At 49.1% G+C, this 18,735-nt stretch carries 13 protein-coding genes and 1 riboswitch; of the genes, 4 read left to right on the top strand and 9 right to left on the bottom strand.

Annotated features, from left to right (window positions below; all coding sequences use genetic code 11):
• The first annotated feature begins 102 nt into the window (after positions 1-102).
• The 4 genes from AC506A_RS27740 (at position 103) to AC506A_RS27725 (ending at position 6,157) form a co-directional block, all read left to right on the top strand.
• Positions 103-2,433, top strand: coding sequence for a helix-turn-helix domain-containing protein (locus AC506A_RS27740; protein WP_495464245.1), 2,331 nt, complete (start codon positions 103-105; stop codon positions 2,431-2,433).
• A 190-nt stretch (positions 2,434-2,623) separates the two neighbouring features.
• Entirely contained in the window at positions 2,624-3,565 is a 942-nt protein-coding gene (locus AC506A_RS27735) for an ABC transporter permease (protein ID WP_495464244.1), read from the top strand.
• A 7-nt stretch (positions 3,566-3,572) separates the two neighbouring features.
• The gene (locus tag AC506A_RS27730; RefSeq protein ID WP_495464243.1) at positions 3,573-4,466 is read left to right on the top strand and encodes a carbohydrate ABC transporter permease; all 894 of its coding nucleotides are present in this window, start codon (positions 3,573-3,575) and stop codon (positions 4,464-4,466) included.
• Positions 4,467-4,600: 134 nt separating this feature from the next.
• The gene (locus AC506A_RS27725; RefSeq protein ID WP_495464242.1) at positions 4,601-6,157 is read left to right on the top strand and encodes an ABC transporter substrate-binding protein; all 1,557 of its coding nucleotides are present in this window, start codon (positions 4,601-4,603) and stop codon (positions 6,155-6,157) included.
• Between the two features lie 58 nt (positions 6,158-6,215).
• Here the strand turns inward: AC506A_RS27725 and AC506A_RS27720 are convergent, their stop codons facing one another.
• From AC506A_RS27720 to AC506A_RS27680, 9 genes are all read right to left on the bottom strand, one after another.
• On the bottom strand, positions 6,216-8,708 hold the full coding sequence (locus AC506A_RS27720; RefSeq protein ID WP_495464241.1) for an ATP-binding cassette domain-containing protein: 2,493 nt from the start codon (positions 8,706-8,708) through the stop codon (positions 6,216-6,218).
• Entirely contained in the window at positions 8,681-9,571 is an 891-nt protein-coding gene (locus tag AC506A_RS27715) for an energy-coupling factor transporter transmembrane component T (protein WP_495464240.1), read from the bottom strand. Before AC506A_RS27715 ends, AC506A_RS27720 begins: the two co-directional genes overlap by 28 nt.
• Positions 9,568-10,518 carry a DUF4430 domain-containing protein gene (locus AC506A_RS27710; RefSeq protein WP_495464239.1) on the bottom strand — a complete coding sequence of 317 codons (951 nt, stop codon included), beginning with the start codon at positions 10,516-10,518 and terminating at the stop codon, positions 9,568-9,570. The genes AC506A_RS27715 and AC506A_RS27710 overlap by 4 nt, the downstream gene beginning before the upstream one ends.
• A 12-nt stretch (positions 10,519-10,530) precedes the next feature.
• On the bottom strand, positions 10,531-12,180 hold the full coding sequence (locus AC506A_RS27705; protein ID WP_495464238.1) for an S-layer homology domain-containing protein: 1,650 nt from the start codon (positions 12,178-12,180) through the stop codon (positions 10,531-10,533).
• Between the two features lie 126 nt (positions 12,181-12,306).
• Positions 12,307-12,499: riboswitch (cobalamin riboswitch) on the bottom strand.
• A gap of 106 nt (positions 12,500-12,605) precedes the next feature.
• On the bottom strand, positions 12,606-14,168 hold the full coding sequence (locus AC506A_RS27700) for a tetratricopeptide repeat protein (RefSeq protein WP_495464237.1): 1,563 nt from the start codon (positions 14,166-14,168) through the stop codon (positions 12,606-12,608).
• 155 nt (positions 14,169-14,323) lie between these two features.
• Positions 14,324-15,559, bottom strand: a complete 1,236-nt coding sequence (locus AC506A_RS27695) for an MFS transporter (RefSeq protein WP_495464236.1) — start codon at positions 15,557-15,559, stop codon at positions 14,324-14,326.
• 35 nt (positions 15,560-15,594) lie between these two features.
• Positions 15,595-17,550: a GTP-binding protein gene (locus tag AC506A_RS27690; protein ID WP_495464235.1), complete on the bottom strand. Its 1,956-nt coding sequence runs from the start codon at positions 17,548-17,550 to the stop codon at positions 15,595-15,597.
• A 151-nt stretch (positions 17,551-17,701) separates the two neighbouring features.
• Complete coding sequence (locus tag AC506A_RS27685) at positions 17,702-18,298, bottom strand: ankyrin repeat domain-containing protein (RefSeq protein WP_495464234.1); 597 nt, start codon at positions 18,296-18,298, stop codon at positions 17,702-17,704.
• Entirely contained in the window at positions 18,295-18,657 is a 363-nt protein-coding gene (locus AC506A_RS27680) for a winged helix-turn-helix transcriptional regulator (protein ID WP_495464233.1), read from the bottom strand. Before AC506A_RS27680 ends, AC506A_RS27685 begins: the two co-directional genes overlap by 4 nt.
• Positions 18,658-18,735 lie beyond the last annotated feature (78 nt).

Here is an 18,735-nt window from a genome sequence, read left to right as displayed (position 1 = left end):
ACCTCTACAGATATGGTAAATTTATAAATACACACAAAGCTCACTACTAGCCATCGTTTCCTGACCGTATTCGAACTAATACGACGGAAAGGTATGACCCCCATGCGGCTTTTGAAAATCTATCAATCGAAGAAGTATCTGCTCCGCATTCTACTATCCATATCTGTTTTAACGGTTATTTTCCTTATTGGCTCCTCTGCCACGCTGTTTTATACCTCCAGAAATTCTGTCGTCGAGATGCAGAAAGAGTACAATGAAGCAACATTGGCACAAATCAACTATAATATCAACTCCATGGAAGAAATCGCCAAAAACATGGTGTCCGCCCTGTTTTGGGACGTTCAGCTCAAGCCTCTGATGTCCAACCAAGAAGTTTTTATTTTCGATTTGACCCATAAACTCCGTAGAATGGAAACAATCGTTAACTCTACTTCCTTCCTGGATTCCATTCTCATTTATAACGGCTACAGCGACCAGATCTTCGCAGGAGGGAATTCAGCACTCAAAAGCCAAAGCAGCGAATCTACGCAGCATATGCTCGAATTCCTCCATAACAGCGATGCTGTACAGAAAATGAAGTTCATTCCCATGAAGTTGAAAGAGAAGAGCACGGGAATCGATGTATTCTCTTATGTCATGTACGACTCGCTCGGTAAGTACAAGCCGGATGAAGGCGCACTAGTGTTGAATATTAAGCCGGAATGGCTATTTAACAACATCAAGCTGATCAATGGACTGGGGCTGAAGAAGGAAGGCTCCATCATGCTGGTGAACAGCGAAGGCCAAATATTATATACGAATGAGAGCTCCGATCTGAACAGGGCCGGATTCCAAGATTTGTTCTCCGGTTCCGTCCGTGAAAACAAATCAAACGGGTACATGATCCAGCGAGTTGGGGACCAAAAACAAATTATCTCCTACTCCAAGCTGGTCATACCCAATTGGTATATCGTAAGCGCGCAGCCTTACGATGCCGTCATTCATAACATTAATCAAATCCGCAAAACAACCATTGGCTTAACGGTCGTATTCTTAATTCTGTCGATTATTGCCGCGATCTTCGTATCTCGAAGGCTGTACAAGCCAATTGACAGGCTCATGAGCCAAATCCAAAACAATCAGTTTGGCATCGGAGATCAAGCGGCCAAAGACGAGCTTGCTTACTTGTCCGAAGTATATTCCAACGTCGTAGATAATCTGCATGATATGAGGAAGATGCAGAGGGATAACCGGGACATTATCGATTCTTATCATATCCGTCAATTGCTTACGAGCAGCATGGTGCTCAGTGACGAACAATTCATCGGCATCATCCGATCGAACCAAATGAACATTCAGGAGAACGGTTCTTATATCGTGATCGTCATCGCGATAGATAACCTCCGGAAAATTAGTCAACTGCTGCAGCCCGGCCAAATGAAGCTGTTTCATTTTGCAATCTTGAACATTGCAGAGGAACTCATCGGAAGTCGCTATTGCTGCGTCGGGGCCGAATTGAGATCTGATCATCTGGCGTTCTTGGTCAGTGCGGAGCATGATCTCGGTGATACAATCGAGCTGCTGAAGGAAAAGGTGGTGCTGGTTCAGGAAACGGTGCAGCGCTACTACAAAATAACGATCAGCGCCGCCATAAGCGAAAGCATCGTTCATTTCTCGGATATCTCCAAACAGTACCATCAAGCCCAGCAGATCATTATGTATAAGCTCATTTACGGAAGAAACACACTGCTTACCCTCGATTCAGTTGAGGAAAACATGCGCAATATGAGTGAACCTCTGCTTCCGGAGCTGGAAAAAAGACTCGTCGAAGGCATCAAATCGGACGATGCCGTGCTTCTTGAAGATACGCTGGACAAGCTCATACGCCATATTGCCGCATGCAACTATGATCAAATTATGACGGGTATTACCCAGATACCGGTGATTATTAGGCAAACCCTGAAGGAAATCAATCAAAACCGCGTACAGCCCATAGACATCGATATCAATAAAGTCAGCTTGAGCATGCTGGAGATGGATACGCTTGAAGATATTCATCGGCAGCTATGGCAGACGCTGCATGACATTACGCAGCAGAAACGCAGCGGATTGGTGGATCGCAACGATATCCTGGTTGAGACGATCAAGGAGATCGTCAAACAAAACTACGGCGACATTAACCTCAGCCTCCAATCGATTGCCGGCATGATGAAATTGTCCGCGGACTACGTAGGCCGATTATTCCGCAAGAATGAACTCATTTCCGTTGCCGACTATATAAGCGAGGTCCGGCTGGGTGTCGCCAGAGAACTGCTGGAACACAAAAATCACAGTGTCTACGAAATTATGGATCAAGCCGGATTCGCAAATCAAAGCTACTTCTTTAAGCTGTTTAAGAAGAAGATCGGTTGTACACCCGGCGAGTATCGGTTGAAAAAATCGATTGGGCGATAGCTTTATCTTTAAAGGCCAACCGCCTCGGTTGGCCTTTAAGCGTTATTCACGAAATGTAGGAGTAAAACACAAAAAATACAGTTCAAAACGCCAATAATACCTTGATTGTGCACTAGATACGATAGGGTCAAAACAGCAATAATGAAGGCAACAACCAAGAACCAATTACGCAGGAAAGGGGTAAAGCAATTTGGATAACGGATTGTGGAAACGGATCGGGAACGAATGGCGCCTTTTCAAAAAAAATCACGAATTGTTTACGCTTGGCATCCCCGGAGTGCTGTACATTCTCATTTTTGCTTATTTACCTATGATCGGCATTATTATGGCATTTAAAAATTTCCATTACGACAAAGGGATGTTTGGCAGCGAATGGATCGGCTTTAAGAACTTCGAGTTTTTTTTCGTATCTGAATATGCCATTCGCATTACGCGTAACACGGTGCTGTATGAGATCGGCTACATCTTCTTCACAACCGTGTTCGCGCTTATCTTCGCGGTATTGTTGAACGAAATCTCTCGTAAAGCGGTGAAGATCTACCAAACCGCGTTGTTCCTTCCTCACTTTCTGTCTTGGGTCGTTGTGTACTATATCGTGTTCACCTTGCTCGATATCAACAACGGGATACTGAACAAGCTCCTCGAAATGGTGGGCTTGCAGACACATGATTGGTATATGGAAGCAGGTCCTTGGCCGTACATATTGAACATCGTAGCGCTTTGGAAACGTATCGGCTTCAGCGCGCTGGTCTATTACGCCGGCATTATTGCCATCAATCCCGAATATTACGAAGCAGCCAAAATCGATGGGGCCACACGGTTTCAAATCGCCCGCAAAGTCACCATTCCGATGATTATGCCATTAATTATGATTTTGCTCATCTTGGCGATCGGCGGGCTTATCTCCGGAGACTTCGGCTTGCATTATTTTGTGCCAAATGGCGGCTTGGCCGGCATGACCTACCCGACGACCGACATCATTGATACTTACGTTTACCGGGCGCTGACCAAAATTGGAGATGTAGGCATGGCTACAGCAGTCGGATTGTTCCAGTCCGTAGTTGGACTGATCCTCGTTCTAAGCGCTAATTTATGGGTCAAAAAAATAAATCCGGAAAATTCATTGTGGTAGGTGGATCATGATTAGGACAGGGCCTAAAGTATCCTACGTCGAAATTGGGATCAATCTCTTGTTTGTTCTCGTCACACTGTCGATGGTTGTACCGTTTCTGCTCGTTATCGCAATCTCGCTAACGAGTGAAGAGTCGATTGTTACCCAGGGTTATCATTTGCTCCCTCACCAATTCAGCACGGACGCTTACCATTATATTTTTAGATCGCCTATGATCTTGATCCAAGCGTACTGGGTCACCATTATGACAACGGTTATCGGTACGTTGGCTAGTCTAGCTCTCACATCCATGACGGCTTATGTCGTGTCCCGTAAGGACTACCGTTATGTGAAGCCAATGACGTTCTACATCTTCTTCACCATGTTGTTCAGCGGAGGACTTGTCCCTTCCTATATTCTAATGACGCAGTACCTCCATCTTAAGGATACGATGTGGGCGCTTATTCTCCCAGGGATGCTGTCCCCCTTCTACATCCTGATCATGAAAGGCTTTATCGGTGAGATCCCCAAGGAGCTTATCGAGTCATCGAAGGTGGATGGAGCCAGCGAATGGCGGATTTATTTCCAGATGATCTTACCGCTTTCTAAGCCCGCGCTCGCTACACTGGGCCTGTTCATCTCGTTTAACTACTGGAATTCCTGGTTTCCGGCGATGCTCTACATTAACAGCGAGAAGCTCGTTCCGATTCAGTTGCTGCTTACGCGAATGATGAGTACCATCAATTTCTTGACCACTAGCTCGCAGTTTATGAGTGGTCTGCATATCGATACAAGCAAGTTCCCTAACTTATCCGCAAGGATGGCAATGACGGTGCTGGCAGCGGGTCCGATGATGTTCATCTTCCCGTTTTTTCAGAAGTATTTTGTCAAAGGCTTGACCGTGGGTTCCTTGAAGGGTTGACGGCAGTAATCGGGTCTTCGCTGGTTGACTCCACGAGAGGGGGTACAAAAATCACAGTTGGTCGGTAAGGTACTGGGGCAGGGTTGATTTGAAGTTCAAAGTGCGAAACAATTACTTAGGAGGGTACGCTAAACATGAAAAAGATAGCCTTTCTGAAATTAATCTTGGCAAGTATGCTGGTTGTTTTACTTGTAAGCGCTTGCGGCGGGAATAATAAGAACAACGAATCTAACACGTCAACGAATGAGCCGGCAACGACCACGAACACGGAGTCCACTACTTCAGAGACAGCTACTAACGAACCGGCAGAGCCAGAGAAGGAAGAACTGCCGCCTGTAGAATTGACCTATTATATTCCTCAACCTGAATTGCAGCCGGATCTTGCTTCAGTTGAAGCTGCCATAAATGAGTACATCAAGCCGAAAATCAATGCAACCGTTAAACTATTGCCGATTACTTTCGGTGACTATGATCAGAAAATGAACACCATCGTCTCTGCAGGTGAAACGTTCGACATGATGTGGACGTCAAACTGGGCATTCAACTATGAGAACAACTCCCTCAAAGGTGCGTTCAAGGACCTAGAGTCGCTGGTTACCACTTACGCGCCTGATTTCATCAACAGCCTGCCGAAAGCGGCAATTGAAGGGGCAAGAAACTCGCAAGGCAAATTATACGCCATTCCTAACTATCAAATTATTGCACAAGGCGGCGGCTTCGTTATTCAGAAGGAAATGGTCGACAAGTACGGCTTGGATATTAGCACGATCAAGACGTATAAAGACTTGGAGCCATTCCTGGAGAAGGTCAAAGCCGGTGAACCGGACAAAATTGCTTTTGGTTCCAGATCTAACTCATTTGTTCCTTATATGCATGGCTTTGACGGACTTGCCGGCATTGAGTACAGAACCGGCGATCCTAACTACAAGCTCGAATATGTACTGGAAGCACCGGAATATTTAGCTTTTCATCAATTGCTGCATGATTGGTTTAAGAAAGGTTATGTCAATAAAGACGTAGCCACAGCTACGTTCGCTGATTATCAGAAAGCAGGAAAAATCGTCTCTTTCTACGAATGGACACTCAAGCCGGGCGGAGAAATCGAGATGAAACAAAACCTGGGCGGCAAGGATGTCGTCTTCATCCCACTTTATGAACCACGTTTCTCCGGCGTTCAGCCGACTATGACTGCAATCAGCAATACTTCAAAAAACCCGGAGAGAGCGATGATGTTCCTCAATCTGGCGAATACGGATCCGGCGTTGTTTAATCTCCTGGCCTTCGGCGTTGAAGGCAAACATTATGACAAACTCGATGCCACTCATATCAAGGTGAAGACAGACGGCGGCTATGCTCCGAACGTAGCATGGGCAATGGGTAACGTTACAATCGGTTACTTGCTGGAAGGCCAATCGGACGATACTTGGCCGAAAACAATCGAGCTTAACAACTCGGCTATGGTACCGGAAATTTGGGGCTTCCAATTCAACCAGGAGCCTGTCAAGACGGAATTGGCCAACATGGATGCTGTTTACAAAGAGTACGAAGCCGCAGTCACGACAGGCGCAGTTGATCCAAACGAATACATGCCTAAGCTGCTTGACGCCATGAAGAAGGCCGGCTCCGCGAAAGTAATCGAAGAGAAACAGAAACAGCTGGACGAATGGTTGAAAGCGAAAGGCAAGAAGTAAGCGCACGGTTAGCAGTTGTGAAGAAGAAGCCTGGGATCCTTATATCCCAGGCTTCTCATTATTGTGTCATCCCATATTTCTCCTTGATGCGATCTAATTTCTCAAGCAATGGCCTTGATAATAGGAATAAGAACAGTACCGTTGCGGCAGCGTGAATCAAATCGAACGGAATCCCCTGTATGCAAGCCACTAGAAGCATCGCGATCGTAGGATTCGTTTGCGTCATCCATACCGAAGAGAAATTCATAATACAACCGTAGATGATAAAGGTCGACATGCCGCCGAACACGCAGAATGCGAGCCGATTTCTACGGAGAATGCCTTTCTTGAAGAGCAGACCTGCAAGAAAACCGATAATGCCAAAGGCAAACATCTGCCACGGTGTCCACGGACCTTGGCCGAAGAAGTAGTTCGATACAAACCCCGTAACGGCGCCTACCAGAAATCCCGCCTCCGCTCCGAATGCGATCCCCGATATCATCACAATCGCGACAACCGGCTTGAATTGGGGAACCATAAAGAAAGCCATTCTTCCCATGACGCCTATCGTACATAGTACGGATAGGGTCACAATCTCTCTTGCCTGCGGTTTCCTTCCCTCATAGATCATCACAAAAGGAAGCATCGTCTCCAAGATCACGAGCATCGAAATAAAGTAGTACTTCCGATCATTCAAATAATAGATACCAAACCAAATGGTCAAAGGAATGATCAGCAGAATCATTAGCGCAGCAGCCAATGTGCGTTTGGATAGAAGCCTATGTTCAACGGGCATTTGCTCATGCGGGATTGCAGTGGTTCTGTTTCCTTGAGGCTCGGCGCTGCCTTTGGTTAAAGGCGTCGGTTTCTTAACGTTTGGTTTTGCGTTGTGATCGTGCGTTTCTTCCTCGCCGTGAAAAGCTCTTATAACATCGTTCGTCGTAATGGCCCCCAGAATCAAGTCTCTAGCCATCCGGTTTGCTGCTGTCGTATAGAAACTGTTGCCTGCGAAGAAATCCCGCGGCTTGCCTTCCGATACGATTCCCCCATCGAAGAACATGGCACAGCGATCCGCGTAGCTTGCACAGAACTCAATATCGTGGCTGACCATTACAATAGCCGTTCCCTGCTGCTTCAGATGGAGCAAGATATCCGCTAATTGCAGCTTATAATGCGCATCCAACCCCTTGGTCGGTTCATCTAACAGAAGGATGGCCGGCTCAAGGAGCAGCACCTTGGCAAGAGCAGCCTTCTGCTGTTCACCTCCCGATAGATCATAAGGGTGCCGCTGCAGCAAATCCTGCAACCCGCATAAATCCGCTACATAATCGACACTCGCTTGGGTCGCTTCCTTATGAAATCCTCGATCGGACAACACTTCCTTGAGGTCGGCTTCCACTGTTTTGCGAACGAACAGTGCCTGAGGGTTCTGCGGCAGCACGCCTAGAAGGCCCTGATATTTCTCGCTGCCCGAAATCTCGTCGATCGGCTTGCCTTGAAGCAGCACTCGCCCGCGATAAGGTTTGCGCAATCCAGCCATCAGAGATAGTGCAGTCGTTTTCCCTGTACCGTTTCCGCCTACGATGGCATAGATTTCTCCCGGATGCATTTTGACATGCAATCCTTTGATGACGTCTGAAGCATTTTTATCATATTTAAACCAAGCCTCATCCACCTCAAGAATTGGCTTATGTTGCATAGGTGCGATGGTATTCTCTACGATTTCGCCCTTGTAAATCCTTGTTTTTGCAAGTGTTCGCAGAAACTGCCGCCCCTCCCGAACGGTGGTCGGACAAGGTAGAATATTGTCGATTTTTGCATATATTCGCACAGGTGCAGGCATGGCATTGAACATAGAATGGCCCAATTCAAGAAGCCTTAAGCCGACCTCTGTTGGTGCTCCCGTGACGAGAATAGAGGCCTGGTCCATAATGACGACTGTATCCGAGAGAGGAAGCACGTCTTCCAGCCGGTGCTCCGACAGGATGATGGTGACACCAAGCTCGCGGTTGATTTTGGCGAGAGTGGCCAGAAATTCCGCAGCAGCAATGGGATCCAGCTGGCTTGTAGGCTCATCCAAAATGAGGGCCTTAGGCTGCATGGTCATAATGGCAGCCAGGTTGAGCAGCTGTTTCTGCCCGCCGGAGAGCTCGGTTACCCGCTTATGAAACCATTCCTGAATGCCGAAGAAACTCGCCATTTCCGCGACACGACGCCGGATCTCAGAGGTACTATAGCCCAAGCTTTCCAGTCCAAAAGCCAGCTCATGCCACACCTTATCCGTCACGATCTGATTGTCGGGCGATTGCAGTACATAGCCGATTTGAGCGACCTGCCGGCGCCTGTCTAAAAGAGGGAGAGGCGTCCCTTGAAATCGAATTTCCCCGCTTCTGATGCCGTGAGGGGTAAGGTCGGTTTTCAAATGACGGAGAAGCGTTGATTTGCCGCAGCCGGATTGTCCGCAGATCAGCACAAATTCACCTTGCTGGATCGTTAATGATATATCGTCTAAGGCTTTCTTCTCCGAACCAGGGTAAGCGAAGGTCAAATGTCGGATTGCGAAAGCTTCCATTTCCTGTCCTCCCAACTATTAATCATCAGCGGCGCTGCGCATAATACGGCGTAGGCCAGAAACAAGCTTATGCTGAAAGCCGACAGAAAGGCGCCCCGCATGGAAGGAAAGTAGCTGAAGTACAGCCCTTTGGCCATTGCACCGGCGATCAAATATCCGCCAATTGTTGCCATGACGATCGTCACGATGCGGTCACGACGACCGAACAAAAAGAGGGAGAAGGCAGTCCTCCCCTTTAAGCCGTAGCCTCTGCTCTTCATGGAATCGGCCGTTTCGATCGCATTCTCCAGCATCCAGGTCACCATGATGGACAGTATTCGAATACCGTGTTTGATTCGAACGAAGACGCCGCCATTAGATACATCCCTGCCAATGGATTTCTGTGCATGAGACACCACCGCAAGCTGCGCCTTGAACCTCGGAACAAAACGAAGCACCATGGAGAAAAGGAGCGACATTACCGGAATTACGGTGCCAAAGAGGTAGATAAATTTATCCGAGGTCATGACCGCGTTATAACAAGAGAACCAGCAAATGACCGTTACAAACATCGCAGCTGCCGCGATGCCGTACGTTATCGACTCCAGCGTCAAGGGATTGCCGCTGTGCAAGTAGGTTAGGATCGTAACTCCCTCGTGGTTAAAAGCCGGATTGATGAATGCCGTTACGAGCAGCAAAGGCAGCATGTAAAGGAGTTGAAAGGTGATGGCTTTACGCCCATTCAGCTTGATGGAGTATGCGATCGCGAAGATCATGGAAATCGCTAAGCAAGCCGGATGCATGAACACCATAGCAAACAGAATGACTTGTGCAAAATATAGAAAATTGACGAACGGGTGATAGCTGGAGAAGGCGTCTTTCATGACTTCCCACCGCCGCCGGCTTGTGCAGCATAAGAATCGCCAACATCTCGGCCCAAATCGCATGTGTACACCCACTCGATCACATCGCCCTGCTTCAGCTGATACCGGCTTGCACCGTAGTTCGGAAACCATCCATTTACGTTGTACATCCACCCGGATAACTCCCCGCAGTCAAATTCATAGAGGTTATTGATCCCTTCAATATAGGCGGAGTTGTACATAGGCGTATTCTCGAACTCCATCGGAATTTTGTTCTTTTTCATTTCACGCTGCAGCACGTTAAACACGGATTCACCTTCATAGAACGTCACTTCCTGTGACTTGAAGATCACGCCATCCTTAGGTACGAGCTCGACTTTCTCGGCATCCAATTGATCCATATGATCCAGAATCGTTGCACAGCTCACGGAGAGATACGCCGTCATCACCCTATCGGAAACTTCAGCTTTCTGTGGATCAATGGGAGCTGGCTTGCCTTCCGGCACGGGATCGGTAAGATACTGATCCTTCCCTGCATCCGGCTTGATTACAGGAGCCTTCGCGTCCATTGAAGGAGGTTTGGTTGCCCCCTTTGCCGGTGGTAATGGCTTCGTCTGGGATGACGATGAGGATGTGCTTGGCTTAGGCTTCACCGATTGTTCGGGCTTAGACGAGGCTTTCACTCCCTCACTTGAGGTAGCCGGTTCATCATCAGATTCTTCGGCGGTTTCCTTGACGATTGTGGGAGATTTCTCATCCGTTGTTGGTTCAGGCTCCGATTCAGATTCAGATGAAGGTGCTGCCGCTGGTGGAAGCACTGCTTGATCCGCCGTTTCCGTCGCTTTTTCAACGGCATTACGCTCACTCTTCGTGGCCGAAGAAGGCCCGCTGCTATAGAAAGCGATAATAAGGACGATTGCAACAATTGCCGCCGCAACAAGTTTCGTTCGGGTTTGTTTCATGTTCATCTTTACGCCTCTTTACACTAGTTTTGCCGATCGCAGCATGCGGTAGAGCATCTCCGCAATCTCGGCGCGCGTGACAAATGTAGTCGGAGCAATCGTCAGCATCTCCTGCGATAAAATGTTCTCCCTATAGCAGAAAGCAAGCGCCGTTCTTGACCACGGCGCGGTTAAGGTGTAATCACCGAATTGTGCAAGCATATCTCGAACTTCGCTGTTAACCATCGATGTATCCAACCCGCACAGCTTTGCCGCATTTGCGATCATGACAGCTGCTTCCTGCCTCGTGATGGTACGACTCGGTGAAAATGCAGCAGCAGAGGTTCCATTCACAATGCCGTACGTGTAAGCCGTACCCACTGCACCTGCATACCAGCTCGTGGCTGATACATCGTTGAAGACTTGCGCCGCATTCGGAGTAAGCCCGAGACCGAGACCCTTGGTCACAATAGCCGCGAATTCTGCCCGCGTCATCGTTCGATTCGGCGCAAAACCATTGGCACTCATTCCGCTGATGATACCTCTGGATGCAAGTGATTCGATCGCAGACTTATTCACATGTGCACGGATATCGGAAAAGGTTTTGCCAGCGTTAATAACCGGCATGGCTTTAATCGCTTTATTTTTATTCGGCAATCCCACACTCGCTTGATGACTTGTGGATAACAACGGGACGACATCGTCCATTCGATACATGCTCGACTGCCCTGCTGCCGCTCTCTGGTAATTGACGAGCCCGTATAACGCCTGCTCCGTCGACATGCCCGATACACCGCTACCGTCTGCCGTGTGCCGGAAACCTTTTCCCTTGGCATAGTAAGACAGCAAATCATCCAGAACCGTTTTACCGTTCTTGACGAATCGGCTGTCGTCGATTGGGATTCCGAGCTCACACAGTGCCATGAGCACCTGCACGGTGCTCTCTGCGTTTTTCACACCTAAGCTCGCATAGCCGCCACCACTGTCTTGAATCCGTGAAAGGGTCGCAATCGCCTTCTCTGTTGCGGTCTTTACGCCCGTTCGATTCTGATACTTGGCAAGCGCCTGCAGCGCCATGCCCGTTATGTCGGGGTCCGCTGCCGTTCCGGAAAGCGCGAAGCCCCCATCCTTCAACTGCCGCAATAGAATGTCATCGATATACATGTCTCTGGTTGCGTGTGTACGGGCAGCTTTATTGAAGGGGACCTCATAATTGCCGCTATCCAGCGCAAGAAGTGCAAAGATCGGGCCGTTAATCCCTTGCCAAACCGTTTTGTCGAAATCGCTCAAAGGCAGGAGCAGATTATAGCCGGCAACATTCGCAGGATCTGCACCGATTGCCCTTAATGCCAGAATTAGCCGAGAGTACTCGGTATATTTCTTATCGTGAAGATTACCTTTGTTCGCAAGGACAACTTGTTCGACACGGCTGTAATAAGCATCATAATAGCTTTGCGGTACACTGTAGCCGGAACGCGCAAGTCCGATAATGGCCCACTCACCGCCAACAGAGCCGAATTGTGGTTCTTTTACCGTGGTCAGCATGTATTCGGCCGTTTCCTTGACGGCACTGTCCACATCTTTGATGGATGCTGCTGATGATGCTGCGGACACACCGATGGAACCTATAATCGCAGTGCCCAGGCACAGAACGATCAAGAGGGACACTAGCTTGGCATACTTGTTCATAACTGCCTCCTTCGTGGTTTGGATAAACAAAAAAAAGCCCTTGATTCATTAAGAATCAAAGGCAGCCAGCGTCGTCAACTACAAGCAAAGACAACAAAAAAGCACCGCCTCCATCATCCGTAGAGTCTGTGAAATCAAATCAAGGCAGGTCTCCTGGCTATGCGTCAACGCTTCTCTATGCCTTCCCGGCTTATGGGCCAGTGGCAAATCCTAGATCAGCTCTTCATTTACAGTGGCGGGACCGCGCCGGATTTTCACCGAACTTCCCTATTAAGCAGCGCTTATCGACTAAGCGTGCACCTTGACTAGTTCTATTCAATTGCTATTCATACTATAGAAGAACGATGGTTTTGTCTATCCATTGCCGCTATGGCAAAAACAAAAGGGCGCCCGCAAGGAGCGCCCTTCTTCTATCCATACTTATTCTACTCTTCTGCTGTCAGCGCCTGCAGAAGTGCCAAGGCATCCTCATGCTCAGGCTCTTGAACCAGTGCCTCACGCAAGTATGCCATCGCCGCTTCCTTATCTCCCTGCTCATAGCTGCATATCGCCAGACAGAATAAGACAGTCGGAACGGACTCATCTTCATCGGTTTCAATCGATAAGCTCAAGAACGCCTTCGCGTCATCGTAGAACTCCATCTCGAATAGCAGCAAACCTGCGTCCAGCGCCAAGTCATAACGCTGCTCCATCACATAGAACGATGACCACATGATGTGTATGCCATTTTGAATATCCAGTAATTCTTCTTCGCCAGCCTCGGGCAGCAGAGCTGAAATTTGTTTCGTGCATTGGATAAAGAACTCCGCATCATACCCACCCAGCCGCCAGAAGGCCAATATTTGCTGCAGCCCCATCGTGCCAATATGCTGGTCGACCCACTCCTTCATACTGAAGAACTCATCCGGCCCAAAGCGTTCTACAAACCGCCGAAAAGCCAGCCTTGTATTGGCATAACGCATCGGTGATTCCAGCATGAGAATACAGCCGACATTAATCGCGTTATAATGATGCTCCTTCGTAAAGAGCGACAGTGCACCTCTTTGCTCCAACACATGTTGAATCGCATGATAGTTTGCATTTAGCGAGAAGCTGCCATGATGAAAGAACTCCGGCGGCTCGGCAAGGTTCCAGTGCTCCAGCCGATGGTCGCCTTTATCCGCCGTGATCAACAGAAACCCTGCCTGTGACAGCTGCTGAAGCCGATCCAATAAGGTCAGCCCGGCTACCGGAAACAGGATATAAGAATCATCTAGCTCCTGCACATACATCGTGATCAGATCATGATAGGGGTAGGTTGCTTCTTTGTATGCAGGCGCCAAGCGATTCACGTAATTCAGCTTCATATGTTTGATGGTTTCTGATGTCGTAAGCTCCTTGAGATTATCCGGAAACTCGACACTGATATCGCACTCATAGACTTCTCCATCACTAACATAAATCAACTCTTGCGGGATCACATCAAAGAAATAATTGGCGACGATCAGCAGCGGCTGCTTCAAATCACCCGGACGTATCGTAGTTTGCGCTACGGCCAAGTGCACTTCTGTATCGGCTACAGCATCAAACCTTGCAAAATCAAGCAGTCCCTCCTGAATGAACGGCTGCATGGCGGGATGATTCTGCCAAGCCACTACGTTCTTGGCTGCCAGGTCGGTCATCACATATCGGAACGGCGGCAGCTCGATACCGGCATAATCGCGCAGCTCGCACAGTTTATGCAGGGTGTGAAACGCAAGGCGCCCTGCACCCGCACCCAATTCAATAATTGTCACCGGTTCAGCAAGATCCCCCGTACCCGCCCGATCTTGAAGAAATCCGAAAATCATCTCCGCATAAGAGGTAGCCATCATCGGATTACTCGATATATATTGCGGGACTTGGTCATTGTTCCAAGCCTTCATGCCTTCTTCTTCGTAATAATTGCGCTGCAAATCCCAAATTGGTGCTTCGCTGAAGCGAAACTGCTGTCGGTTATGTTCTGCCATTCACTGTAGACCTGCTTTCTATGTCACCATTAAGGGAACGAGTATGGACGAAAGTATCTCTTAATATGTAGCACTACTTTACGAAAATAGCAAAAGGGACGCCACAATTGGCGCCCTTTGTTACAGTTATTGATCCCTACATGACGAGATGGTCATCAGGCATGCAGCTTCTCATCCTTCGGCAGGAATATGGCGAGAATGCCGAGCAGCGGCAAGTACGCGCATAGCTTCATCATATATTCAATGCTCGTCGCATCGGCGATCCAGCCCAGAACAGCCGAGCCCAAGCCGCCGATACCAAATGCAAGCCCGAAGAACAACCCTGATACGAGGCCCACTTTGCCGGGCAGCAGCTCCTGCGCAAACACGACAATGATGGAGAACGCCGATGACAGTACGAACCCCGCACAGATACACATTACGCATGTCCAAAATAAGTCGCAATACGGCAGCAGAAGCGAGAACGGCGCGGTACCGAGAATCGAGAACCAAATGATGTTTTTCCGGCCGTAGCGGTCGGCAAGCGGTCCGCCAAAGAATGTGCCTGCCGCGGCTGCCGCCAGAAACGCAAACAGAAATAACTGCGCATGCTGCACGGAAACCCCGAACGAATCCATTAAATAAAAACTATAATAGCTGCTTAAGCTGGACATATAAATATGCTTCGATACCACTAAGAAAACAAGAATAACGATGGCCCAGGTAATTTGTTTCTGCGATAATCCGATTCTCGCAGCAGCAGAACCGTTCTTAACGCTCGATGCTGCTTTCTTCTTGGCTCCTGCGGAACGTATTTGCAGTCCATAATCCCGATACCAACGTGCGACGTAGGTCTGAATCAGAATGGCTGCGATCGCCGCAATGGAGAACCATAGGACGCTGATTTGCCCGAGCGGCACGAAGATCGCAGCACTCATAATCGGTCCGAGCGCACCGCCAATATTGCCGCCAACTTGGAATATCGACTGTGCCAGCCCTCTTTGACTACCTGCAGCCATATAGGCTACTCGCGAAGATTCGGGATGAAAGATAGCCGACCCGATGCCGATCATCATAACGGCGATCACGATATACGCATACTCGGGTGCTAACGCGAGCGCTACAACGCCGACCAGCGTAAAGCACACTCCTAGTGGCAATATAAAAGGCCTTGGCCGACGGTCCGCATACATACCGACCATCGGCTGAATGACCGCGGCCGTAATGTTCATTGCGAAGGCGATAAACCCGATCTGTTTATAGCTTAAATGCAGCGAGTCGCGCAAGATTGGAAACAGCGCCGTTACAGTCGATTGCATCGTGTCATTCAGCAAGTGAACGATACTTATCGCAAATATAATCGGAAAAACGGTAGCGCCCACCGGAATCGATTTGGTTAATGCTTTTGCCACTTTGAGGTCCCTCCCCTAATCAAGTTCAAACAACCTTATAATAAATGCATCTTCGCTTCTGCCTCATCCCAAGCGACCGTATACCCGTGACCCTTCGCGCAAAATATCGACGACGAGCTGTACAGCGGGTCCGCATCCTTCCGGTAATTCTTCTGCTCAATCACCGCTTGTTCATTATGACAACGATCATAACCGCCGAAGACGAAGTGCGCAATCCCTCTGCCATGCGTAAAAGAAGCCAGCTCCGTGCTGTAGTCCATGAAAGTAGCAACAGGCACTATGCCCGTAATGACTGCGTGCGTAGTTGTCGTTATCGGCGGCTCGAACACTCCTGAGGCCCGTTGAACATCGGATAACACGCGGCCCATGTAGTCGATTTCCACTTTGATCTTATACTCGTAATAAGGCTCAAGCAGGATGTTGTCGGTTTTCTCCAGCCCTTGTCTTAGCGCACGGAACGTTGCCTCGCGAAAATCGCCGCCATGCGTGTGCTCATTATGGCCGGCGCCCGTAAGCAGCGTCACCCGAATATCAGTGAGCGGCATGCCTGTTAAGAGCCCATGGTGGTCGCGTTCGTAGAGATGCGTCTTGACTAGATTTTGATTGCCAATGCTCAGATCGTTCGCGTGACATTCATTCATGAACGTCAATCCACTGCCTCGCTCACCCGGCTCCAGGCGCAAATGCACCTCGGCATAATGCTTAAGCGGTTCGAAATGACCGTATCCGTTCACAATCGACGTGATGGTTTCTTTGTACAGAATTTCCGGGCTGCCGAAAGAGACGGCGAACTGGAATCGTTCCCTTACGAGCTGCTCCAGCACTTCAAGTTGGATGAGACCCATCACATGAATGTGGATCTCCTGCAAGCTTTCCTCCCAGATGACATTCAAGGACGGATCCTCAGCATTCAGCACCTGGAAGGCTTTGAGCACATCCTTCACATTCAAGGATTCGGCGAAAATCACCTTTGCCGTAAGAGTAGGCACCATATCGTAGACCAGTTTGTCCGAATAGAGGCCCAAGCCTTGCCCCGCCTCGGCGCTTGAAAGTCCGGTCACCGCAAACAGATCACCTGCCGAAACCTGATCAACCGCCTGCGACTTGCTCCCGTTAATCATGTGGAGCCGTGTCACTTTCTCGCATATCTGATCTTCTCCGCTCCCATAACACAGCTCATCACGCACCTTCAGCGTACCGCTCAAAGCCTTGATATAGGTCAAACGCACACCGTTATGGTCATGACGAATTTTATAGACACGCCCTCCGAAAGGGGCTTGATCGTCATAATTCACTGTAGTCAGCTGATGCAGTTGATCCATGAATTCGATAACGCCTACATCCTGCAATGCCGATCCGCTTGCACACGGGAAGAGCCTGCGCCCGCGAATCTGATCCTGCAGCGTTCGCAGCCAGAACGCATTGTCTTCCGTCCCTGCGAGAAACGTGTCTAACAACGTTTCGTCCCGCTCCGCCATGCATTCCATCACTGCTTCTCCGACTATGCCATCTGCAAATTGCCCGGTAATCATACAGGCATCCGCTGTCAGATGCATGCGAATTTCTTCGAGGACTCGGTCTACATCTGCACCGATCCGATCGGTTTTATTAATGAATAGGAACGTCGGGATACGACGATTATGAAGCAGCTGCCAGACCGTCTCGGTATGCCCCTGAATACCTTCAACTGCGCTGATGACGAGGATCGCAGCATCCATCACCTGGACCGCCCGCTCCATCTCCGGCGAGAAGTCGACATGCCCCGGCGTATCGATCAGATAATAGGTAGCTCCCTTGTAGGTTATGACGGCTTGATCCGCGAACACCGTGATTCCTCTTGCCCGCTCGATGTCATGGCTGTCGAGATAGGCATCTTTATGATCGACTCTACCGCGCTCCCGAATGCTGTGCGTATGGTACAGCAGCTGCTCGGCCAAAGTGGTTTTGCCTGCATCCACGTGAGCGAACATGCCAATTGTTTTACGATTCATCGTATCAATCACCTTGATTTCACTATGGGATTACTTTCGGTCACACCTGCCCATTATCATATCACACCACGCACGGCGGCGAGCCGAATGTTGAGTTTGTTGTGCAAAAGAAAAACCTCCAAGACCCTTGGTCTTAGAGGTACATCTCGTACTATCGAGCTCCTGCTTGCAGCAGCATCTGTTCAATTTCCTTAAAGCGACTATTATGCTTAGCATGCTGCAGCGGCGTAACGCCGTCTCGATCTGCGATATTTACGTCAGCTCCGTGATCGATGAGTAACCTGGCAATCTGTTGGTGCTTCGGTCCGCCTTTTGTCAGAATGACCACTTCCAGCAGTGCAGTCCAGCCTAAATTGTTGATGTGATTGACGTTCACATCCGTGGTCGTTAGCAGTACACGTACATTCTCCACATGGCCTTTCTCAGAAGCAGGAATGAGTGCATTGCCGCCATATCTGTTGGTCAGCTTGGTGTCCGCACCTGCTGTAATTAGGAGCTTGAGAATATCGAGCAGCCCTTCGGCGCCCGCATAGAGGAAGGGATTATCGCGCATATTGTCTTGCAAATTGATATCCGCCCCGGCTTCAATCAATAATCGGACCATGTCCGGCTTATTCGTATGCGTTGCGGCCATCATCGCCGTTCTTCCTCTGGCATCCTGCTCGTTGATGTTTGCCCCTTCGTTCAGAAGGCGGGCCACCTTCGTCGTATCGCCTCGTTCAGCAGCAGCAATCAACTCTTTGCTCAAATGCTGTCGCCTCCTTTCTTGCCTTTGGTGTACTTCCTACCCCACTCCCCCATACTCTCCAGGATCGGAATGAAGCTCCTCCCCGCTTCCGTCAAGGAATATTCCACTTTGGGAGGGACCTCCTGATACACTTCTCTGTGGATCATTTGATCCTTCTCAAGCTCTCTAAGCTGGCTGGTCAGAATGCCTTTGGAAATACCGGGCACCAAACGTTGCAGCTCTCCGAAGCGCCTTGTCTCTCTCAGATGCCACAAAATAATGATTTTCCATTTGCCTGCAATGACATTCTGCGTTTCCGTTACCGGGCAAACCTCGATTTGTTCCTCGGGGATGCTTCCCTCGAATAAGGTTCGGGCCATTGTAAATCCCCCTCCGTTCTCCATGGTCCTATTTATGTGACTATGTTATAAAAATGTGCCTACTACCGAAAATCGAGT

The sequence above is a fragment of the Paenibacillus sp. N22P23 genome, assembly GCF_059383735.1.
This window is presented reverse-complemented; position numbering and strand designations above follow the sequence as displayed.

Bases quoted from the DNA above. Each gene is read 5' to 3' on its own strand.
- AC506A_RS27740 (WP_495464245.1), top strand. From the start codon at position 103: ATGCGGCTTTTGAAAATCTATCAATCGAAGAAGTATCTGCTCCGCATT.
- AC506A_RS27730 (WP_495464243.1), top strand. From the start codon at position 3,573: ATGATTAGGACAGGGCCTAAAGTATCCTACGTCGAAATTGGGATCAAT.
- AC506A_RS27725 (WP_495464242.1), top strand. From the start codon at position 4,601: ATGAAAAAGATAGCCTTTCTGAAATTAATCTTGGCAAGTATGCTGGTT.
- AC506A_RS27720 (WP_495464241.1), bottom strand. From the start codon at position 8,708: ATGGAAGCTTTCGCAATCCGACATTTGACCTTCGCTTACCCTGGTTCG.
- AC506A_RS27715 (WP_495464240.1), bottom strand. From the start codon at position 9,571: ATGAAAGACGCCTTCTCCAGCTATCACCCGTTCGTCAATTTTCTATAT.
- AC506A_RS27710 (WP_495464239.1), bottom strand. From the start codon at position 10,518: ATGAACATGAAACAAACCCGAACGAAACTTGTTGCGGCGGCAATTGTT.
- AC506A_RS27705 (WP_495464238.1), bottom strand. From the start codon at position 12,180: ATGAACAAGTATGCCAAGCTAGTGTCCCTCTTGATCGTTCTGTGCCTG.
- AC506A_RS27700 (WP_495464237.1), bottom strand. From the start codon at position 14,168: ATGGCAGAACATAACCGACAGCAGTTTCGCTTCAGCGAAGCACCAATT.
- AC506A_RS27690 (WP_495464235.1), bottom strand. From the start codon at position 17,550: ATGAATCGTAAAACAATTGGCATGTTCGCTCACGTGGATGCAGGCAAA.
- AC506A_RS27680 (WP_495464233.1), bottom strand. From the start codon at position 18,657: ATGGCCCGAACCTTATTCGAGGGAAGCATCCCCGAGGAACAAATCGAG.